General features: G+C 60.6%; 23 protein-coding genes. 9 read left to right on the top strand and 14 right to left on the bottom strand.

Features of this window, described 5'->3' with window-relative positions:
• Window positions 1-58: 58 nt before the first annotated feature.
• The 4 genes from dsbG to ABTV22_RS20625 form a co-directional block, all read right to left on the bottom strand.
• Window positions 59-826, bottom strand: coding sequence for a thiol:disulfide interchange protein DsbG (dsbG, locus tag ABTV22_RS20640; RefSeq protein WP_433736334.1), 768 nt, complete (start codon window positions 824-826; stop codon window positions 59-61).
• The gene (locus tag ABTV22_RS20635) at window positions 802-1656 is read right to left on the bottom strand and encodes a prolipoprotein diacylglyceryl transferase family protein (RefSeq protein WP_433736333.1); all 855 of its coding nucleotides are present in this window, start codon (window positions 1654-1656) and stop codon (window positions 802-804) included. Before ABTV22_RS20635 ends, dsbG begins: the two co-directional genes overlap by 25 nt.
• Window positions 1656-3398: a protein-disulfide reductase DsbD gene (dsbD, locus tag ABTV22_RS20630; RefSeq protein WP_433736332.1), complete on the bottom strand. Its 1743-nt coding sequence runs from the start codon at window positions 3396-3398 to the stop codon at window positions 1656-1658. The genes ABTV22_RS20635 and dsbD overlap by 1 nt, the downstream gene beginning before the upstream one ends.
• Before the next feature lie 109 nt (window positions 3399-3507).
• A complete protein-coding gene (locus tag ABTV22_RS20625) occupies window positions 3508-4353 on the bottom strand; it encodes a tetratricopeptide repeat protein (protein ID WP_433741459.1) in 846 nt (281 codons plus the stop codon).
• Window positions 4354-4705: 352 nt separating this feature from the next.
• Here ABTV22_RS20625 and ABTV22_RS20620 point away from each other — a divergent pair, with 352 nt between their 5' ends.
• From ABTV22_RS20620 to ABTV22_RS20600, 5 genes are all read left to right on the top strand, one after another.
• The gene (locus ABTV22_RS20620; RefSeq protein ID WP_433736331.1) at window positions 4706-5386 is read left to right on the top strand and encodes a response regulator; all 681 of its coding nucleotides are present in this window, start codon (window positions 4706-4708) and stop codon (window positions 5384-5386) included.
• Entirely contained in the window at window positions 5383-6708 is a 1326-nt protein-coding gene (locus tag ABTV22_RS20615; protein WP_433736330.1) for an ATP-binding protein, read from the top strand. Before ABTV22_RS20620 ends, ABTV22_RS20615 begins: the two co-directional genes overlap by 4 nt.
• A gap of 199 nt (window positions 6709-6907) precedes the next feature.
• Entirely contained in the window at window positions 6908-7429 is a 522-nt protein-coding gene (locus tag ABTV22_RS20610) for a GNAT family N-acetyltransferase (RefSeq protein ID WP_433736329.1), read from the top strand.
• Window positions 7430-7468: 39 nt separating this feature from the next.
• On the top strand, window positions 7469-8875 hold the full coding sequence (locus ABTV22_RS20605; protein ID WP_433736328.1) for an aspartate aminotransferase family protein: 1407 nt from the start codon (window positions 7469-7471) through the stop codon (window positions 8873-8875).
• A 59-nt stretch (window positions 8876-8934) separates the two neighbouring features.
• A complete protein-coding gene (locus tag ABTV22_RS20600; RefSeq protein ID WP_433736327.1) occupies window positions 8935-9162 on the top strand; it encodes an MbtH family protein in 228 nt (75 codons plus the stop codon).
• Window positions 9163-9836: 674 nt separating this feature from the next.
• Here ABTV22_RS20600 and ABTV22_RS20595 read toward each other — a convergent pair.
• The 9 genes from ABTV22_RS20595 to ABTV22_RS20555 form a co-directional block, all read right to left on the bottom strand.
• Entirely contained in the window at window positions 9837-10739 is a 903-nt protein-coding gene (locus tag ABTV22_RS20595) for a metal ABC transporter substrate-binding protein (RefSeq protein WP_433736326.1), read from the bottom strand.
• Window positions 10740-11639 (bottom strand): metal ABC transporter permease, encoded by a 900-nt coding sequence (locus ABTV22_RS20590; RefSeq protein ID WP_433736325.1) that lies wholly within the window; start codon window positions 11637-11639, stop codon window positions 10740-10742.
• Entirely contained in the window at window positions 11639-12484 is an 846-nt protein-coding gene (locus ABTV22_RS20585) for a metal ABC transporter ATP-binding protein (RefSeq protein ID WP_433736324.1), read from the bottom strand. Before ABTV22_RS20585 ends, ABTV22_RS20590 begins: the two co-directional genes overlap by 1 nt.
• The gene (locus ABTV22_RS20580; protein WP_433736323.1) at window positions 12481-13407 is read right to left on the bottom strand and encodes a metal ABC transporter substrate-binding protein; all 927 of its coding nucleotides are present in this window, start codon (window positions 13405-13407) and stop codon (window positions 12481-12483) included. The genes ABTV22_RS20585 and ABTV22_RS20580 overlap by 4 nt, the downstream gene beginning before the upstream one ends.
• Before the next feature lie 35 nt (window positions 13408-13442).
• On the bottom strand, window positions 13443-14015 hold the full coding sequence (locus tag ABTV22_RS20575) for a DUF6162 family protein (RefSeq protein ID WP_433736322.1): 573 nt from the start codon (window positions 14013-14015) through the stop codon (window positions 13443-13445).
• Window positions 14012-14341, bottom strand: a complete 330-nt coding sequence (locus tag ABTV22_RS20570) for a hypothetical protein (protein ID WP_433736321.1) — start codon at window positions 14339-14341, stop codon at window positions 14012-14014. Before ABTV22_RS20570 ends, ABTV22_RS20575 begins: the two co-directional genes overlap by 4 nt.
• On the bottom strand, window positions 14338-14880 hold the full coding sequence (locus tag ABTV22_RS20565) for a thiamine pyrophosphate-binding protein (RefSeq protein WP_433736320.1): 543 nt from the start codon (window positions 14878-14880) through the stop codon (window positions 14338-14340). The genes ABTV22_RS20570 and ABTV22_RS20565 overlap by 4 nt, the downstream gene beginning before the upstream one ends.
• Window positions 14877-16076, bottom strand: a complete 1200-nt coding sequence (locus ABTV22_RS20560) for a PepSY-associated TM helix domain-containing protein (RefSeq protein ID WP_433736319.1) — start codon at window positions 16074-16076, stop codon at window positions 14877-14879. Before ABTV22_RS20560 ends, ABTV22_RS20565 begins: the two co-directional genes overlap by 4 nt.
• Window positions 16077-16351: 275 nt before the next feature.
• A complete protein-coding gene (locus tag ABTV22_RS20555; protein WP_433736318.1) occupies window positions 16352-16810 on the bottom strand; it encodes a VOC family protein in 459 nt (152 codons plus the stop codon).
• A gap of 307 nt (window positions 16811-17117) precedes the next feature.
• Here ABTV22_RS20555 and ABTV22_RS20550 point away from each other — a divergent pair, with 307 nt between their 5' ends.
• From ABTV22_RS20550 to ABTV22_RS20540, 3 genes are all read left to right on the top strand, one after another.
• Window positions 17118-18341 carry an SfnB family sulfur acquisition oxidoreductase gene (locus ABTV22_RS20550; RefSeq protein ID WP_433736317.1) on the top strand — a complete coding sequence of 408 codons (1224 nt, stop codon included), beginning with the start codon at window positions 17118-17120 and terminating at the stop codon, window positions 18339-18341.
• Between the two features lie 2 nt (window positions 18342-18343).
• Window positions 18344-19009, top strand: a complete 666-nt coding sequence (locus ABTV22_RS20545; protein WP_433736316.1) for a methionine ABC transporter permease — start codon at window positions 18344-18346, stop codon at window positions 19007-19009.
• Between the two features lie 82 nt (window positions 19010-19091).
• Window positions 19092-19862, top strand: coding sequence for a MetQ/NlpA family ABC transporter substrate-binding protein (locus tag ABTV22_RS20540; protein ID WP_433736315.1), 771 nt, complete (start codon window positions 19092-19094; stop codon window positions 19860-19862).
• Between the two features lie 49 nt (window positions 19863-19911).
• Here the strand turns inward: ABTV22_RS20540 and soxR are convergent, their stop codons facing one another.
• Window positions 19912-20367: a redox-sensitive transcriptional activator SoxR gene (gene soxR, locus ABTV22_RS20535; protein ID WP_433736314.1), complete on the bottom strand. Its 456-nt coding sequence runs from the start codon at window positions 20365-20367 to the stop codon at window positions 19912-19914.
• A gap of 94 nt (window positions 20368-20461) precedes the next feature.
• Here soxR and ABTV22_RS20530 point away from each other — a divergent pair, with 94 nt between their 5' ends.
• Window positions 20462-20833 (top strand): antibiotic biosynthesis monooxygenase, encoded by a 372-nt coding sequence (locus ABTV22_RS20530; RefSeq protein ID WP_433736313.1) that lies wholly within the window; start codon window positions 20462-20464, stop codon window positions 20831-20833.

Below are 20833 nucleotides of genomic sequence, written 5' to 3'. Positions count from 1 at the left end.
TTTGAATAACACACAATCCTGTAGGAGCGAGGCTTGCCCGCGAAGATGCCGGCTGAAATCACTTGGGCCCGAGGATTTTCACGAGTTTGTCCGGCGACGGCGCCCCTTGCTGCTGTTGCAGTTCGCCCTTGCTGTCCATGTAGAAAATCGCCGGAGTGGCTTGCAGTTCCAGGTCTTCCATCAATTGCATGTTGGCGGCGAGCTTGGCCTGAATTGCTGGCGGCACCTCCTTGAGTGCCTTGAGCGAGCTGCCCTTGCCGGCGGCTTCGTGGTCTTGCAGGGCTTTTTGCGGGTCCTTGGCGGCGAGCAGTGCGGCGGATTTGCCGGGGCTGTCTTCGCGGATGATGCCAACCATGATGTGCCGCAATTGCACCTTGCCGGCCTTCACCCAAGGCCGTGCCTGTTCCCAGAACATGTTGCAGTAGGGGCAGTTCGGGTCGCTGAACAGGTAAACGATGCGCGGCGCGTCTTTGTTGCCGTCACCGATCCAGTTGCTTGCTTCCATCTTGCCCCAGATCTCCTTGGCCATCGGTGCATACACCAGTTTTTGCAACGGTGCGCTGCTCAAGTCGTTACCTTCGGCGTCATACAGATTGCCCAGCAGTACATGCTTGCCATCCGGGGTCAGGTACAGCGCCATGCCACGGTTCTGGTACTGCGCCGCGTAACCGCGCAAGCCATCCGGCGCATCGAACTGACCGACGATTTTCGCGCCCTTGGATTGGATCTTCTTGATCGCGTCGGGCAACTCTTCGGCCTGCACCGACGGCAGGTGCAACAGGGCGGCACCCAGTGTCAGGGTCAGCAGGTGGCGGAGGCGGGGCATGGCAGTTTCCTTGAAGAAGTGGCGGGGGCGGAGTCGAAGTTTTCCAGAGCGCGGGCCAGGCTGGCTTGCGACAACTCGCCCAGATGGCTGCCCAACAGGCGACCGTCCGGGCTATAGAACAGGGTAGTCGGCAACGCCATGGAGCCGACGGCTTGGCCCAGGCGACCACCGCCGTCGAACAGCACGTTGGACAGGCTCAGGCCCTGGGTTTCCAGAAAGGTGGCGACGCTTTGCATGCTTTCGGCCTGATTGACGAACAGGAACGTCAGGTCAGGACGCTGTTGCTGGGCGTTTTCCAGCACGGGCATTTCACGACGGCACGGCGGGCACCAAGTGGCCCACAGGTTGATCACCAGCGGACCGCCCTTGTAGTCCGCCAGTTGCACGGTTTCACCGGCGGCATTGCGCAGGGTGATTTCCGGCAGGCGTGTGCCTTGCTCATAAATGCTCAGCGAGAAGGTCGCCAGCAGCCAGAACACCAGGCCGCTGGCCACGCCAAAGCCCAACGGACGGCGCAGGCCAGGACGGCGCCAGCCACGGTACAGCGTGGCGAGCACCAGCGCGATCACCCCCGGCCAGGCGAGGAAACCGCCGTCGCGCAGGTCGATGATCTGCCAGGGATCATTATGGTAGTGCGTCCAGTAGACCGCGACGAACCCGATCCGCGCCGCGAGCATGCCGATCAGGAACAGGCTGAACAGCACCGACTCGGGGTTCTCGCCACCGCGCTTGGCCACCCGCCAGCCGACGAATGTCGCCAGTGCCAATGCACTGATCAGCAGCAGATGGTTAAGTGCAATGGCAAAGGTGCCGAGGGTGAAGGTCAGCATTAACGGGCGTCTCGGGTAGTGGTCCAGCGTTGCAGGAAAGTCTCGGCATCGACCTCGCCGGTGATGCGCTGGCTGCGCCGCTCGACGCCATCGGTGCCAATCCATAGCAGACTGGGTGGTCCCGGCACTTTATAGCGGCCGAGCAGTTCGCGGCTCGCGGCATTGTCGGCGGTGACGTCCAGCCGGAGTAAGCGCACATCGCTGAGGGCCTGGAGCACGTTGGCTTTGCCAAACACCTGTTTTTCCATGACCTTGCACGACACGCACCAGTCGGCGTAGTAGTCCAGCAGTACCCACTGGCCCTGCGCTTGCGCGGCGTCGAGCTCTCGTTGCAGGGCGGCGGGGTCCTTGATGGTGGTGAAGGCGTCATGGCCCGAGGGAACCGCTGCGACCGCCGAACCGGAAGCGCGGAACACCTGTAACGGCTTGAATAGATCATCACTGCCGCCCGCCGCACCGATCATCAACAGGCTACCCCACAGACCGAGCAGCAAGGAGCTGGCCCCGAACAGTTGGGCGATGCGTCCAAAACCGTCCGATTGCTTCCAGGCGCTGTAGGCCGCGATCAACAGCAATGCGCCGCACAAGCCGACCCACAATGATTCGTCCAGCACCGGGCGCAGTAGCAACAAAGCGGTGGCGAGGAACAGGAAACCGAAGATGCCCTTGACCAGGTTCATCCAGGCGCCGGGCTTGGGCAAGAAGCGATTGCCGACGGTCACCAATAGCAACAGTGGCACACCGATGCCAATGCCCAGGGCGAACAGAATCAGCCCACCGTGCAGCGCATTGCCGCTTTGCGCAATGTAGAGCAGGGCGCCAGCCAGCGGTGCGGTCATGCACGGACCGACTAACAGACCCGACAAGGCCCCCAGTACGCCGGCGCCGATCAGGCTGCCGCCGCGCTGATTACGCGAGACATTTTCCAGGCGGTCACGCACCGCCACCGGCAGTTGCAGTTCGAAGAAACCGAACATGGGTAATGCCAGCAGCACGAATATCGCTGCGAAACTGCCCAGCAACCAAGGGTTTTGCAGCAGCGCCTGCAGGTTGGCGCCCAGCATTGCCGCCAGCACGCCCATCGCTGCGTATACCAGTGCCATGCTCACCACATAACTGCCCGCCAGGGCGAAGCCGCGCTTGGGTGAGGCGCCGCTACCGACGATCAGTCCGGCCAGAATCGGCAACATGGGTAATGAGCAAGGGGTGAAGGCCAGCAACAGGCCGAGGCCGAAGAACACCAACAGGCTCCAGCCCAGCGCCCGTTGCTGAAGGCTGCTGGCCAGGGCCTGGTCCGGTGCTTGCGTGGATGAATCCGTAGTGTCGCGGCTGCCCAGATCCACGACTTTCGTTTGCGGCGGATAACACAATCCGGCATCCGCGCAGCCCTGGAAACCGACCTTGATCTGCCCTGTGGCACCGGCCGGGATCTTAAGCTCCAAGCCTTGGAGATAGACCTGCTGCTCGCCAAAAAACTCGTCGCTGTGGGATTCGCCTTCCGGTAACGCAGGGTGCTGATCGGCAGGCAAACCGTCGAATTTCAGCCGCTTCTGATACAGGTAATAACCATCGGCAATCTGCCAGAACAACTGGGTTTCACCGGATTCAAGGCGTTCGGAAGTGAAGACAAATGCTTTTTCGACTGGGAGAAAGTCGGGTTTTGTTTCAAACGGATTATTGCCAGCCTGGGCCTGACCCAAGCTGGCAAAAAAGATTAATAGCAATGAAAGAATGTAACGCATCGACAACGCCTTGAGGTTTTCACACCGAACCCAAGATGAGGGCGCGCGATTAACCGGGTGTTAACGAAACACGTTGATGGCAGTTGGTGACAATGAGCGCCAGCCCGGATCAGACAACGTCGCTGTAGGTCAGCCTGAATTCGGACATGGGAGGGTGAGACTCCACCCATGATTGCGCGAAGGCTTTCGCGGCGGTTATCTGATCGGCCGTCATCTCCTTGGCCGTCTCCTCAAGAAACTCTCTGGCGATTGTGTGTCGGGACAGCTCTCTGGTGGTTTCGACTACCAGCCAGATCAAGCCATAGCCTTTAACCAGGTTTTTCGTGAACCCGTATTCCCTGTCGACGCCGTTATCATCCTCATAGAAACCGCAGAGCCCCAGACCGTAGTTCAGTACGCCATTGACGTCATTGAGTTCGGCGCGTTTTTCCAGCCACTCACGCCTGACAGAATGATTCTGGTTGATCGGGAAACGATTGCTGTACCAGTGCATGGCTTTCGAGAATCCTGCTTCGGCGGCGTTTTTCAGCAGTAAATCAATGGTGGCTCGGCGCAGGCTGCTGTCGGCAATGAGCGTTTCGTCCTTGTCGTACTTGACCGCAAGTATGTACTGGCCTTCCTGGGAGCCGGATTGCGCGGCTTTTTTCAGCGTTTCAATGTTCTGATCCAGTTCGTATAACTCAAACATGGCGTCTGCATTGCCTTTGTCGGCCCTAGCCTTGGCCAGTTCCTTGGCTTTTTTGAGCGACGCTTCGTCCCCCAGTCGCATCAGGGCATAAACATGATCCTGAGCGCCAGCGAGCCGATACCAGTTTTTGGCTTCGTCGGTGATGCTGCCGGCCTGGCGCCTTGTCACTTCGGCCAGTGCATATTGCGATGTGCGGTCGCCTGCGGTGGCGCCAATCGTCAGATAGACCTTCGCCTGGTTGAATTCGCCCAGGTTGTACAACGACATGCCTTTGGTGATGGCTTCTTTTGGTTGATCGTTGAGTCCGGCTATCAGAGCGCTCAAGGTGTCGCGCAGGTTGAATAGCGTCATTAAAGCGTTTACATGAGAGTACATAAAGCAAACCTGTATTGATTGGGAATGATGTCGAGTGCTACCCGAAACAGGCTATTGAGAGAGGGGAGTGTGACGGCGGTACATAGATACCGCGTTGGATGAAATCCCGGCGACGATGGCTGGCAGCAGTTAAAACGCCGATCTTGGTCAATAGAGACCCTGCTTCTCGTCTGCCGAAGCACTTGCCATAATTGCGACTTAATCCTCAGCTGTTTGACTCGGCTTTTTGCTCATGGAGCTCACGATGCACGTACTGGTTTGCGAAGACGATGAGTTGATCGCCAGCGGCATCGTCGCCGGCCTCACTGCTCAGGGCCTGACGGTTGAGCATGTGGCGACAGCATCGGCGGCGCGAGCGATGCTCAAGGTGGCGGAGTTCGACGTGATGGTGCTCGACCTGGGCCTGCCCGACGAAGACGGTCTGAAGCTGCTGCAGCAGTTGCGCCAAAACGGCTTGGAACTGCCGGTGCTGATCCTCACGGCGCGGGACTCGGTCACCGACCGCGTCGACGGTTTGCAGGCCGGTGCCGACGATTACCTGCTCAAGCCGTTCGATCTGCGCGAATTGGCCGCGCGCCTGCACACCTTGCTGCGACGGGTGGCGGGGCGCAGCGTCAACCTGATCGAACATGGCGCCTTGACCTATGACCCGAGCAGTCGCGAAACCACGCTCGCCGGCCAGCCGGTGGACCTTTCGCGTCGTGAGCAATCGCTGTTGCAGGCTTTGCTGCACAACCGTGGCCGAGTGCTGTCCACCGAGCAGCTCAAGGACAGCGTCTACGGCTTCAACGACGAGTTGGAAAGTAACGCCCTCAACGTCCACATCCATCACCTGCGGCGCAAGCTCGGCAACGGCATTGTCGAGACCGTACGCGGGCTGGGCTATCGACTGGGCCCGGCCGATGGTGGAGATCAAACGAAGTGATGAGCCTGCGTTTGCGCCTGAGCCTTACGCTCGGCGGTGCGTTTGCGCTGATCTGGGCGCTCGCCGCGGCCTGGATGCTCAGTGACCTGCGCAATCAAATGATGTTTTCCCTCGACCAGCGCCTGGTGGCTTCGGCGCGGATGGTCGCCGGGTTGATGGAGCAATTGCCGCCGGTGCCGAGCAAGGGCGAAGGCACCCATTTCAGTGCCGAACAGCTTAACATTCCGGGTGGCATGGCCTGTCAGGTCAGCTCGTTGCGCGGGGAAATCCTCGCCCGCAGTCACAGCGATCCGGGACAAACCCTGGAAGCTGAAAAACTGGGCTTCCACGATCAGATGATCGACGGCGCGCCATGGCGCAGTTTCACCCTGGCTCGCGGTGATCTGCGCATCACCACGGCGGATCGGCAGATCGAGCGAGAGGCCTTGAACATGTCGATCCTGCTGGCCGCCTCGGTGCCGGTGGGCGTGGCGCTGCTTGGTTGCCTGTGCCTGCTCTGGCTGGGGATCGGCCAAGGGCTGGCGCCGCTCAATCGCATGCGCGACGCCTTGATGCGCCGCAGTCCTGACTCGCTGGAACCGCTGCAAGTCCAGCCGTTGCCCAGCGAACTGCAACCATTGCTCGAAACGCAGAATCAGTTGTTCCAGCGCATCGGCAAGACCATCGAGCGCGAACGCCGTCTGACCGGTGACGCGGCCCATGAACTGCGCAGCCCACTGACCGCGATCAAGACCCACCTGCAAGTAGCACGCATGACTGAAGGTGCGGCGCGGGATCAATCCCTGGCCCGGGCCGAGGAGGGCGCGGACCGTTTGCACCGCACGCTCGAACAACTGCTGTTGCTGGCGCGGGTCGAAGGCAGTCTGTCGTTCGATGACGGCGTGCAGTGCAGCGCGGAGCAAGTGGCCAAACTGGCGATCCAGGACACGGCCGGCGGTGATCGCCAGCGCATCCGGTTCCAAGTGCCGGCCCGGTTGTCTCACGCCCCGGTAAAAATGCCCGCGGTGCTGTCCATCGCCGCGCTGCGCAACCTGCTGGACAACGCCCTGCGCCACACGCCGGGCGACGGGCCGGTGGAGCTGAGCCTGCAAACCACCGGCAACCGTGTGCAGTTCGTGGTCCGCGACCACGGGCCGGGCATTGCCGAAGACGATCTGCAACATTTGACCCAGCGTTTTTGGCGCAACGGCCAGAGCACCGGCTGTGGCCTGGGCCTGGCGATTGTCCAGGCCATCGTCCAGCGCTGCGGCTGCACCCTGCATTTCGATAGTCGCCCGGATGGCTTGCGGGTTGAACTGACCATGCCGTTGCAGCCGGTCTGAAAAACACAGATTCCCCCCCTGTAGGAGCTGCCGCAGGCTGCGATCTTTTGATCTTAATAGCCAAAATCAAAAGATCGCAGCCTGCGGCAGCTCCTACAGGGAGGTGGTGTTGAACATCAACGGTAACGTCTCTCCATTGGCTGCCCCGACGTCGCAGGACTATCGTTCCTCGCACTCAAAGGATTGAGGTATCAGCGCCATGGATGAACTTATTCACATCTGCAAGGCCACTGCGGCCGACGCCGGCATCATCAGCCGCATCATCGAGCGCTCTATCCGCATCGGTTGCGCGCGCGACCACCGCAACGATCCACGAACCGTTGCCATCTGGACTCACAGCAAAACCATCGAACAGATACAGCGCTGGCTTCATGACCCACGGCTTTATCTGAACATCGCGCTGTTGCAGGACAAACCGATTGGCGTCGCCATGGCCTCGATCAGTGGCAAGGTGGCGTTCTGTTACGTGCAGCCGGAATGGTTTCGCCGGGGCGCGGGGCAAGCGCTGGTGCAGGATCTCGAAAGCTGGTTGCTCGTTCATGGCTTGCAGCAGGCACGACTGAACAGTACTCGCACTAGCGAGGCGTTTTACCTTCATCTGGGTTATCAGCCATGTGCCGACGTCTTCATGGTCGCTGGGCTCCAGGCCATCCCCATGCACAAGGGGCTGTCGTTACCTTTAAGCAAAGCTGATCCACGGCCTAAATCCATGGGGCTCTGATGCGTTTCCAGAACAGGAAAACCTTATCGAGGTCCAGAGATGTCAGTCGCCACCAGCCTTATCGAAGATCAGCCGGCCCGGGTCGCCCCGACCGAGACACTTTATCAATTCAACGAATCGCCTTTGCTGGCCCGTCAAAACCAACAGGAATCCAATGCCCGCAGTTATCCGCGACGCCTTCCTTTGGCGCTCAAACGTGCCAAGGGCATCCATGTCGAAGACGTTGAAGGTCGCCGCTTCATCGATTGCCTGGCTGGCGCCGGAACCCTGGCCTTGGGGCATAACCATCCGGTGGTGATCGAAGCCATCCAGCAAGTGTTGATCGACGAACTGCCGCTACACACGCTGGACTTGACCACACCGGTCAAGGATCAGTTCGTTCAGGACCTGTTCGCTCTGCTGCCACCGGCGCTGGCCGCGCAAGCGAAGATCCAGTTCTGCGGCCCCACCGGCACTGACGCGGTGGAAGCCGCATTGAAGCTGGTGCGTACGGCCACCGGCCGCAGCACCGTGCTGTCGTTCCAGGGTGGATACCACGGCATGAGCCAGGGTGCGCTGAGCCTGATGGGCAGCCTGGGGCCGAAAAAACCGTTGGGCACCTTGCTCAGCAACGGTGTGCAGTTCATGCCGTACCCCTACGATTACCGCTGCCCATTTGGTTTGGGCGGCGCGCAAGGGGTGAAGGCCAATCTGAATTACCTGGAAAACCTGCTCAACGATCCCGAGGCCGGCGTGCAATTGCCGGCGGCGGTGATCGTCGAAGTGGTACAGGGCGAGGGCGGGGTGATTCCGGCTGATCTGGACTGGTTGCGCGGTTTGCGTCGCATCACGGAAAAGGCCGGCGTGGCCTTGATTGTCGACGAGATTCAGAGCGGTTTCGCCCGCACCGGCAAGATGTTCGCCTTCGAGCACGCGGGGATCGTCCCGGATGTGGTGGTGATGTCCAAGGCTATCGGTGGCAGCTTGCCGCTGGCGGTGGTGGTGTACCGAGACTGGCTCGACACCTGGCTGCCAGGCGCCCATGCCGGGACATTCCGCGGCAACCAAATGGCCATGGCTGCCGGATCTGCGGTGATGAGTTACCTGATCGAACATAACGTCTGCGAGCACGCCGCCGCCATGGGTGAACGCCTGAGCGAGCATCTGCGCATCCTGCAGCGCGACTTCCCGCAACTGGGCGACATTCGTGGTCGCGGCCTGATGCTGGGCGTCGAACTGGTAGATCCGGTGGGCGCACTGGATGCCTTGGGCCATCCACCGGTGTTTGCGCGCCTGGCACCCTTGGTGCAGCGCGAATGCCTCAAGCGCGGTTTGATTCTGGAGCTGGGGGGGCGGCATGGCGGTGTGGTGCGATTCCTGCCGCCGCTGGTGATCACCGCTGCGCAGATTGATCAAGTCGCCGAGATTTTCGGTCGGGCGTTAGCCGCTGCTATCGTGAGCCTTTAAATTTTTCGCGTCTTCGAACGTTCCTTCTACATACCACCCTACAGTGATGGAGAGACAGCATGACGTCAGTATTCGACCGCGAAGACATCCTCTTTCAGGTTGTGGTCAACCATGAAGAGCAATACTCGATCTGGCCTGACTATAAAGCCGTACCGCAAGGTTGGCGTACCGTGGGCAAGAGCGGGCTGAAAAAGGAATGCCTGGCCTATATCGAGGAAACCTGGACGGATATGCGTCCGTTGAGTTTGCGGCAGAAGATGGATGAGCAGGTGGCTGTGGCGCACTGATCGTTTGTGTATTGGAAAAGCCCGCTGGACTGGTGACGGTCAGCGGGTTTTTTCATATCTGGACGATGATGCAGAACTTGTGGGAGCTGGCTTGGCAGCGATGAGGGCTGATTGCCGACCTGGTTGTTGTTGAGCGAGTACATATCCATTTCTTCGGTAACGGCGACTTATGGTTTCGCCCTTACGGCGAGTCCCTTTGGCAAACGCCCCAAAGGAACCAAAGGTCTCGCCCCGAACGTACGGCCCCTCGCCAAGGCTCGGGGTTCCTTCGCTCCGGCATTCATCCGGGGGCATCGCCCTCCGGTTGGCTTCGCTGGCACCTACATGCGATGGGTTCGACTGCGTCGAACGGCGCTGCGCGCCAATCCCCGGATGAACACCTCCACTCAGCCTGCCGAGGGGGCGGGTGGATCAAAATCGGCCGAGGCGAGCTGACACTCGACCTCATGGTTGGCGCAGTCTCCTGTAGGAGCTGCCGAAGGCTGCGATCTTTTGATTTTGCTTTTAAAGATCAACAGATCGCAGCCTCGTTGCACTCGACAGCTCCTACAGGGTTTTGGGGACATCTGCCAAAGCCAAGCCGGCTGTCAGCTCTTTGTAGGAGCGAGCCTGCTCGCGATGGACGTCAACGATGACGTGGACTACCTGAATGCCCGTGTTGTCTGTATCAGAAGTTAATCCCCACTCAATCCCTGGATCACCAAATCCACATTGCCCTCCAGTTCAGCCACCGGATCTTCGGCGTCGACACTCAACTCCACCAACCGGCTTGCGCCATCGGCCACTGCCGCTTTCACGGCTTCAGATGGCTGGCGATGATGGAGTACCACCGCCACACCATTGTCCTTGAGCATTGCACTCAACGCGTTCAGCGCTTCAGGCGTCCATTCGGCATCCGACCGCGCATCTTGCCCGATCAGTTCCAGATTGAGCCCGCCGATCAGATACCCGAAGTGATCACTGAGACTCATCACGCTGAGATTGTCCGCAGCCGCCAAGCGCGCTTCGCTGTCGGCGCTGAGTTTGAGCAGGCGCTGTTTCAATGCCGCCAGGTTGGCCTCGATCGCAGGCTTGGCTGCCGGTGCCAGGCGTACCAGGTCGGCGGCCATCACATCGGCCATACGCCCCATGTTGTTGCTGGCCAGCCACGGCTGGCTGTTCAGGCCGTCGACCGGGTTGCCCGGCTGCACGGCGATGCCGGGCAGGGCGCCGTCGACCGGGCGGGCGGCGTCGACTTCGACGATGCGGATGTTGCTGCGCCGCGCCATCGGATACAGCGGGTCATCCGCCCACAGCGAACGCAGGCCAATTACCGCATCGGCTTCGGTTGCCAGCTTGGCCAGCGCCGGGGCGCCACGGCCAGTGAAGTAAGCGGATTGACGGCTGCCGGGCAGGTTGGCGGGGGCGGCGCGTTCGAGGCTGACGTCGGTGCCTTTGAGCAGTACTTCGCCCAAACCATAGGTGACGGGCAAAGAGGCCAGCACCCGCAACGGCTTGGCGCTGTCGGCGGCGAGTGCGGTGTGAGTCAGCCCGCAGAGGGCGATGGCCAGAGACAGTTTTCGCAGAGAAAAAGACATTTATCCAAGGTTCCCTTTCAGGCTGGGGACGACGCCGCGTGCGAGAGCGGACAGGGCAAAAGCGATGCCGGCCACGAGAATGATCGCAGCACCCGATGGAATCGGCAGGTCGAAGACGATGGGCGCGAGAATCCCGCACAGGGTGCTGATCGTGGCGATCAACACCGAGCACCAGAAAAAGCCCTTCAGCGACTGGCTGAGCAAACGCGCGGCCGCCGCGGGGATCACCAGCAGGGCGCCCACCAGAATCGCGCCGATGACTTTCACAGCTGCCACGGTGATCAAGGTCACCAGGATCACGAACAGATAATCCAGGGTCTTCACCGCCACGCCGCGCACGGCCGCCAGTTGCGGGTTGAAACTGGCGAGCATGATGCGGTTGTACAGCGGCAGGGCCAGGGTCATCACCAGCGAGCCGACGATGGCCAGGACCAGCAAGTCGTTGCCGTTGACCGTCAACACCGAGCCGAACAACACGTTTTCCAAAATGTGCACGTTGATCTTGCCAGCGAGGATCAGCAGCAGGCTGGCGCCCAACGCCAGGGACACCGAAAGGAACACGCCGATCAGTGTGTCCGGTGCCAGACCAGTGCGGTTGCGCAGGTAGTTGAGCAGGATGCCGAACAGCAGGCAGTAGCCGAACAGGCTGCCGTAGGGACCGGTGTAGGGTTCGCCCAGCAGGATACCAATGGCCACGCCGGTCAGTGCCGCGTGGCCCACCGCTTCGGAGAAAAACGCAAATCGCTTGACCACCACCAGCGTGCCCAAACCGCCCAGCACCGGGCCGATCAACAGGCCGGCGAGCAACGCGTTGACCACGAATCCATAGGCCAGCGCCTCGGGCAGGTAACCCGAAGAGGCCCAGCCCTGCACCATCAAACGAAAGGCTTCGTAACTCATCAGGCAAGACTCCGTGGATGGGTCGAAAACAGCGTCAGCAGGCGATCGGGCGTCAGTGCCTGTTGTGGCGTGGCATCGAACAGCACGCGGCGGTTGAGTCCGGTGACGTGGTCCGCCAGGCGCCCGACCGCTTCCAGGTCGTGCTCGATCCACAGCACGGTGATGCCAGCCGCTCGCCAGTCGCCGAGCAAGCGTTCGAATACCTGGATGCCGGCCTCGTCGAGGGCCGACATCGGTTCATCCAGCACCAATAACTGCGGTACCGGAATCAAGCCCTGAGCCAACAGCACCCGCTGGCGTTCGCCGCCGGATAGCGCACCCATGCGGCGCTTGCGTTTGTCTTGCATGCCGACCCGTTCCAGTGCCTCGCCAATCGCCGTTGCATAGTGCTTGCTCAAACCGAGAAACGCCGGGCGCCTTTGGCACATCGCGGCCATGAAGTCGTCGACGGTCATTGGCAGGCCACGGTCGAATTCCAGTGCCTGCGGCACATAGCCGATGGTGCCGGGATCGCCCGGCCATTGCAGGCTCAAGCGGCCCTGATGGGGCATCTGTCCGAGCAGGGTCTTGATTAGCGAGCTTTTGCCACCGCCGTTGGGGCCGACCAGCGCGTGCACGCTGCCGGAGCGGACCTGAAAGCTGACGTTGTCGAGGATCGTCGTGCGGCCGAGGGTCAGATAGACACCCTCCAAAACCAGAGTTGGCCCCGTACCCTGTAGGAGCGAGCCTGCTCGCGATTGCGGTGTGTCAGGCGATACATTTATTGACTGACACGCCGCCTTCGCGAGCAGGCTCGCTCCTACAGGGGATTGGGTGTCGGGCAGGAGGGTTTCTTTCGAGGTCATGCACCGGACTCCTGAATCGCTTGCACCACGGTGTTGAGGTTGCCGGTCATTTCCTTTTCGTACTTGTCGGCGGTGTATTCGCCGTAGGAAATGTGCGACAGCGGGTACAGCTTCACGCCGGACTCACGCTGGATGGTGTCGACATAGGTGGACGGGAAATCCATCTCCGAGAAGATCACCTTCACGTCCAGTTCACGCAGTTGGTCGATGGTTTTCTTCAATTGGCTCGGGCTCGGCTCGATGCCGTGGGCCGGTTCGACCACGGCGGTGACTTCCAGGCCGAATTCTCGCAGCAGGTAGTCGTAGGCCGCGTGCACCGTGGCCACCCGCAGCTCGGCGTTCGGTGCCTGGGTCAGTTTGGCCAGGGCGTTGGCGCGCATCGTGCGCAGGCGTTTGCCATAGGCCCGGGCGTTCTCGGTGTAGGCCTTGGCATTGGCCGGATCGAGCTTGCCCAGTTCCCGTGCGATGTTGTTGACCTGGGCGATCGAAGCGCTGATCGACAGGAAGGTATGCGGGTTGACCACCTTACCGGCGCCCCGTGCGGCGACGCCGGTGGCGGCCAGCAGCGGCACGTTTTCGTTGGCTTCGATGACCTTGATGTCCGGGGTTTCGCTGGCGGCGATCATGCGGTCGGCGAAGTCGTCATGGCCGACGCCGTTGAGCACGATCACATCCAGCCCGCTGATGCGCTTGATGTCTTCGGCGCGCGGTTCGTAAGCGTGAGGATTGAAACCGGCCGGGATCAGCGGCACCACCTCGGCCTTGTCGCCGACAATGTTGGCCACGTAGCTGTAATACGGGTGCAGGGTGATGCCGATGCGCAGACGCTTGGCCTCGTCGGCATTGGTCAGGGGAGTCAACAGGCAAGCCAGCAGGCCCACCAAGGTCAGGCGTAGAACAGCGCGTAGAGATGAAATGGGCATGGGAAAGCAGTCTTCTCTCGAGTGAAAGCGAGGGTTCAGTGCCGGTGCTGGCGGGTCACGCCGGCATCGAATTGCGCGACGATCTGCTGCCAGCCGGCGCTTTCGAGTGCGGCATCGGTGAGATCGGCCGGAGCCTTGATGTCGGCGCTGCGGTTCAACCAGATGTCCGGCGCATCGTCGTCAGCGGTCAGGCGCATCAGGAATGAACCGGCGACAGCGGGCGTCTTGCTCTGGCCGAAGTAGGCCTTGTCCGCCAGCATTTGCCAGGCATGAGCGCCGCGACTGACTGAACTGGCGTCCTGGGCAAACGGCGCAAAGCCTTCATCGGCGAGGGCCTCAGGGGTTGGCAGGGTTTGCTGTTCCTGGCGCAGCAGGTGAATCTCATCCAGGGTCACCCGCAGATCGGCGTAGATGCCTTGCTCGGACGCGCTCAGGTCGCGGCGGGCATCCAGTTGATGGCTAGTCAGGTGAGTGACGTCTTGTGATTCGTGGCGCCAGGCGACCACCGAGCCGGCCAGCGCCAGGATGAGCAGGCACAGCAACAACACATTGAGGGTTTCATGGCCGGCACCGGCCGGGCGGACGACGTGTGTGGTGGGCTGGCTCATGGCGCTTCAATATCCGCTTGGTCGATTTCCACCACATGGCCGGGGCCCGCATCGAACAGCACATAGAACTCCGCGCCGGGCTTTTTGAACGTCAGGCTCGAGTCGGCGCCCAGCTTGCCCGGCACCAGGATGGTTTCGTCATAGCCGATCACATCCAGGGTCACGCCCGGTGCACCACTGCCATCGGAGAAACCGCCGGTGCATTTGATCTGCTCGGCGTCGATGGCCTTGCACTCGCACATGGGGTTATGGGCTTGGACACTGACGCTGAAGCCGGTGCAGAGCACCAGCAGTGCGGCGCTTGCAGGACGAATCAGGTTATTCATGGTTTGCCTCCTTGTTGGTTCAGCCAGGCAAGGGTGGCGGGGGAGGCCTGGCTCAGGGGAACGAAAGCTTGGTGCATGGAACCGTCCCAGCCTTCCATGGTGATCCACAGTTCGGCGTCGGCGCGGGTCTTTTCCGGGACCGGCAACATGGCGCCCATGCGATACGGCGTGCCGAAGAAAATCACCCCGGCGGCGCGCAGGCTGCGGGGTTTGCCAATGCGCAGGTAAGTGGCCTTGACCTGATGGCGGCAGCGGTCGCACAGTGCGGCGTTGAAGCTTTTCATGTAGCCGGCGGGGCCATCGAGCAGGGGGGCTTCGTTGCGCAGTTCGGCCAGGCGCAGGCTCCACGGGCCGACCTGGACTTCACCGATCTCCCGCTCGCCGAGCCCGGTATCCCCGCGAAACAGCGCGGCGTCGGCGAAGTACTTTGGCATGAAACCCAGCGGCACCAGTAACAGCAGAATGTTGATGTGGAAACGCCACGTGTGCCAGAAGCGGCTCAGCTTCGACGGCGGCGTTTCAGCAGTGACCTGATTCATTGGCTGGCCTCCATGGATTCGAGGCGGGTGTCCGGCAGGCTTTCGAGGCGCGAGCGTTTGTTGCTGCGTTTGAGGGCGTTGGCCGTGGCCAGGGCGGTGCGCTTGGTCCAGATCAACAGGCCGCTGAGCACCATCATGCTCAGCAGCAGGCCGAAGAAGAACCAGATCAACTTGATCCAGATCCCGCCGAAATCACCGGTATGCAGCGGGCGCATCGACTCAGTCACCCACTCCAGGCCGGAGCGATCCGACAGCAGGCGCGTGGCGGCGATCTCCCCGGTGTACGGGTTGATGTCGGCGGTCTGGTACATCAGCGGGTACCAGCTGCGCCCGCCCACCGACAAGTAGCTGAAGGTGTTGGCGGGGAGACTGACGAAGCTTTCGTCGAGACCGGGGATGTGCTCCTTGGCCTGCTTTATCGCCGTCTCCAGACTAATCATCGGTGCCGGCGAGCCATCAGCGGTGAGCGGCACGCTTTCACGGGGCACCACGGCCGCGACCGGTGCAGTGGAGATGGAAATCTGGTTATCGAACATGAACGCCTGGATCAGGAACCAGGTGCTGGTGATGGAAATCACCGCGATAAACCAGATCGACCAGATGCCGCTGAGCCGGTGGAAATCGCCCCAGAAAATCCGTGCGCCATGACGGATGCGCAGGGTCGGGCGCAGGAAGCCTTTCCAGAAACGCTTGTAGACCACCAGCCCGGTCACCAGCGATGCCAGCATCGGCAAGCTGAGGAACGACACCAGGTACCAGCCCCAGCTATAGCCGTTGGTGAATGGCACCAGCCACCAACCATGCAGGGCGCGGGTAAAGGCCTTGAAGTCGAACTGCGGGGCGGGGCCCTGGATTTCGCCGGTGTACGGGTTGACGTACACCGTCACCGAGCGGCCGTCGGGGTAGCTAACCTCCACGTCCAGGGCAAAGTGCGATTCGTCCGGGCGGTTGATGCCTTCGACCAGCGTGTCGGGTTCAGCCTTCTTGATCGCGGCGATGATCTGGTCGTAGCTCAGGCGCGGCGCATCGTCCGAGGGCTGGCTGGCGCGCATTTGCGGGTTGGCCAACCAGACGATTTCCTGACTGACCACCGCCAGCGTGCCGGTCACACAGACGATCAGGACGAAAAACCAGATGGGCAGTGCCAGCCAGCTATGGACCAGAAACCAGATTTTTGAACGGGATTTCTTCGACATGATCAAGGGTCTTGTATCGATGAAAAGGCCTCTGCCACGGGCTTCGCAGCGATGAGGTCGATCAACGGTCCGGTCGTGGCTTTTGCCTACGCGAACGGATCGCATCTATATAGGACGGATGAGCATGGGAAATCCCGAAGCGGGATATGAAAGAAAATGTTTCTTGTTCAGAGTCAGAATTGTTTGGATAGCCAAAAAGATCGCAGCCTGCGGCAGCTCCTACAGAGGTCGGATTTTCTGTAGGAGCTGCCGCAGGCTGCGATCTTTTGCGTGTTTCAACTTTGGCTGAACATCTCCCTGGCGCGCTGTTCGATCTGCTCCTGGGTCAGGTCTTCCTTGCGCGTGGCCAGAAACCACAGATGGCCATAGGGATCCTTCAAGGTCCCGGAACGGTCGCCATAAAACTGATCCTTGACCGCTGACACCACGATGCCCCCGGCGGCAATCGCCTGCTGATAGGACTTGTCGACATCGGTGACGTACAAATGCAGGCCGACGGACGGGGATTGGTCCGGATTGCTCAAAGGCCCCTGTTCGCAGGGTGTGCCAAGCATGATCGGGCAGTCGCCGATGCGCAGTTCGGCATGGCCGACGCCGCCATCAGGCATGGACAGGCGCATGACTTCAATGGCACCGAAGGCCTTTTTGTAGAACTCGATGGCTTCGGCCGCTTTTGCAATGCCCAGGTACGGGGTGATGCTGTGATAACCCTCTGGAATAGGTTTGACGCTCATGATGATTCTCCCTGTTCTTGTGAATTGAAGACCGCTCTCCAGCCGAACAATTGTAGGAGCTGCCGCAGGCTGCGATCTTTTGATTTTGACTTTCGGCATGGGTCAAGTTCATAAAAGATCGCAGCCTGCGGCAGCTCCTACAGAGGTTCTGCGGTGTCTGTTAATCAACAGCAAAGCAACAGATTGTCTCGGCTTTGGCAGTGCCCAAGCTTGCAGAAAACGCTGAAACACCCGTAAACACTGCATCGCGCACTCAGGCACAGAAGCTGCAATGACCCTTGATAACCACTGTTATCGAGAGTCCTGTATGTCCGTCTTGCCCCCCTCTGCCGTTTATCCGATTAACCCGCCGGCCGCCCACCGCATCGTCGACGGCGCCGAAGCACTGCGCGTGGCCGAGCAGGTCGCAGCCGTCTTGCTGGAGCAGGCCGCCGAGCGCGATCGCACTCGTCAGGTGCCTGCCGAGATCGTCGATCTGTATTCCAACAGCGGTCTGTGGGGCATCACCGTGCCGAAAGCGTTCGGCGGCGCGCAGGTGTCCTATGCCGTGCTGGCCCAAGTCATCGCGATCATTTCTGCGGCCGACCCGTCACTGGGGCAGATTCCGCAAAACCACTACTGCCTGCTGGAAGACATTCGCCTGCAAGGCACGCCGGAGCAGCAAGCGCATTTCTTCGCCCTGGCGCTGCAAGGGCACCGGTTTGCCAATGCACTGTCGGAAACCGGCGGCAAGAACGTGCAGGACATTCAGGCCACCCTTCGTCGTTACGGCGATGGCTATGTGATCAACGGGCGCAAGGGCTACTGCACCGGTTCGCTTTACGCCCACTGGCTGGCGGTGCTGGCGCTGGATGAGGAGCAAAAGGGCCAGTTGGCATTCGTCAAACGCGGCACAACAGGGTTAGCCGTCGTCGACGATTGGGACAGTATTGGTCAGCGCACCACTTCCAGCGGCACGGTATTGGCCAAGGACCTGCACGTCCCGGCGTTCAACCTGTTCCCGACGTATCGCTCTTATGAAAGCCCGACCCTGGCCGGCCCGTTCGCCCAGTTGACTACCGCCGCCATCGACGCCGGCATTGCCCGCGCGGCCCTGCGCGACACCATCAGCTTCGTTCAACAGTTCGCCCGGCCATGGATTGATGCCGGCGTCGACAAGGCCAGCGAAGACCCCTTGACCATCATTCAGGTCGGTGGCCTGGAGATTCGTCTGGAAGCCGCCGAAGCCTTGCTGGAACGGGCCGGCCTGGCACTGGATGCGGCACGCCCGGCCCCCGATGAAGATAACGTGGCCCATGCCTCCCTGGCCGTGGCCAAGGCCAAAGTGCTGACCACTGAAATCGCCATCGAAGCCACCAACAAATTGTTCGAACTCGGTGGCACCCGCTCGACCCTGAAGAAACACAACTTCGATCGACACTGGCGTAATGCCCGGGTGCACACCCTGCACGACCCGGTGCGCTGGAAATACCACGTGATCGGCAACTGGCTGCTCAACGGCGTTAAACCGCCACGCCATGACTGGTCGTGATCATGGCTGAATTGTTCAAGAACATTTATTGGGCCGACATCGGCCAGGCCTGCCTCGACACCCTGAGCATGCTCGGCGCGGCTTTGGGTTTCACGGTGCTGTTGGGATTGCCGCTGGGGGTGCTGCTGTTCCTCACCGGCAAGCGCCAGTTGCATGAAGCCGTTGGGGTTTATCGGGTGCTGTCGGTGATCGTGAACATGCTGCGGTCGCTGCCGTTCATCATTCTGCTGATCGTGCTGATTCCCCTGACCACCGTGCTGGTGGGCACTTCGCTGGGCGTGCCGGGGACCATTCCGCCGCTGGTGGTGGGCTGCACGCCGTTCTTCGCCCGGCTGGTGGAAACCGCCTTGCGCGAAGTTGATCGCGGGGTGGTGGAAGCGACCCAGGCCATGGGCGCCAACACCTGGCAAATCATCCGGCACACCTTGTTGCCTGAAGCTCGCGGTGGCTTGTTGGCGGCGGTCACGGTGACCGCGATTGTGCTGGTCGATTACACGGCGATGGCCGGGGTGATCGGTGGCGGTGGCCTGGGAGATCTGGCGATCCGCTACGGCTATCAACGCTTCCAGACCGATGTGATGGTGGTCACCGTGGTGTTGTTGCTGATCCTGGTCCAGGCCCTACAAATGAGCGGCGACCGCTTGGTGGCGCGTTACAGCCACCGATGAGGATTCGATTCCTATTAATGAAATAAAAATCCGGCCCCACGTCCGCCCCACGACGGCCATCAAATCTGCCTAGGAGCACAGCATGAAAAAGACCCTGGCCGTTCTGGCTGCCCTGATTTCGTTGAGCGCTCACGCCAATGAAAAACTCACCGTCGGCGCCACCCCGGTGCCGCACGCGGAAATCCTCGAATTCGTCAAACCAACCCTGGCCAAGGAGGGCGTGGACCTGGACATCAAGGTGTTCACCGACTTCATCCAGCCCAACCAGCAACTGGCACTGAAGAACCTCGACGCCAACTATTACCAGTACCGGCCGTTTCTCGATGACTACAACAAGACCCGCCACACCGATCTGGTGCCGGTGGTTGGCGTGCACATCGAGCCGTTCGGTGCTTACTCGACCAAGATCAAAAACATCTCCGAACTGAAGGACGGCGCCACGGTATCGATCCCCAACGACCCGGTGAACACCGGCCGCGCGCTGGTGCTGTTGCACGAAGCCGGGCTGATCAAGCTCAAGGACCCGAGCAACACCCTGGCAACGCAACGGGACATCGCCGAAAACCCCAAACACCTGAAAATCCGTGAACTGGAAGGCGCGCTGCTGGCCCGTTCGGTGAGTCAGGTGGACCTGGCGTTCGTGTTCGCCAACTACGCGCTGGAAGCCGGGATCGACACCAACAGTGCGTTGATCGTCGAGAAGGGCAAGAGCCTGTACGTCGAATTCCTGGTCGCCCGGCCGGACAACATCAATGACCCTGGCCTGCAGAAACTGGCCAAGGCGTTGAATTCCGATGATGTGCGGCAGTTCATTTTGACCCGTTACAAAGGACAGATTGCGCCGGGGTTCTAAACCAAATCATCGTGGCGAGGGGATAAATCCCCTCGCCACAGGTAGGCGATCAGCTCGGGTCCAGCAGCTGCGCCCCCGGCCCTTGTTCCCCCAGCACATCGCCAAAATTTCGCAACGGACACGCTTCCATCGACAAACACCCACACCCAATGCAGCCATTGAGCTTGTCCCTCAACAACGTCAGCTGATTGATCCGTTCATCCAGATCCCGCCGCCATTGCTCTGACAACATCTGCCAATCCGCCGCTGTCGGTGCCCGATTGTTCGGCAGGTTTTGAAGTGCCTCACCAATTTCCGCCAACGGAATACCCAACCGCTGCGCCACCTTGATCAACGCCACCCGCCGCAACACTTCCCGTGGATAACGCCGCTGGTTGCCTTGATTGCGGTTGCTTTTGATCAAACCCTTGGCTTCATAAAAATGCAGCGCCGTGACGGCAACACCGCTGCGTGCGGCTAATTGGCCAACGGTGAGTTCCTTGTGCAGGTTGTCCGAGGTGATCATTTGAACAATGCTCCTTGACCTCTAGTTAACTCGAGGTTTTAACCTGCACGCCTTCGGATCGCAAGATCCGTCTTACAGGTAGTGGGGACTTTTCATGCAAGTGCCAGAGAAAAATCGCAGCTTCAGCCAATTGATCGAATTCGAGATCGAACCCGATCAGCAGCCGGCACTGGTATCGGCGCTGTCGCAACAGACCGAACGCTTGGCCCAGTGTTACTCAGGTTTCCTGAGCGCGAGCATCCAGGTCAGCGACGATGGCCGGCGGGTGCTCAATGTTCTGCAATGGCAAACCCGCGAGGCCGGGGAGGCTGCGTTTCGCAGTTTTGAAAGCGGTGAAGAGGATTTCTGGCAACTGATCCGTGCCCATCAGGCGAAGACCGTGACCTTCGGTTCGTTCCAGGTGCTGCACAGCCTGGAACGCAGCCACGATAACGCCCTGCAGTGTAATCTGGTGCAATCAAGGTAA

The organism is Pseudomonas putida (assembly GCF_050990305.1).
Taxonomy (GTDB): Bacteria; Pseudomonadota; Gammaproteobacteria; order Pseudomonadales; family Pseudomonadaceae; genus Aquipseudomonas; species Aquipseudomonas putida_AH.
This window is presented reverse-complemented; position numbering and strand designations above follow the sequence as displayed.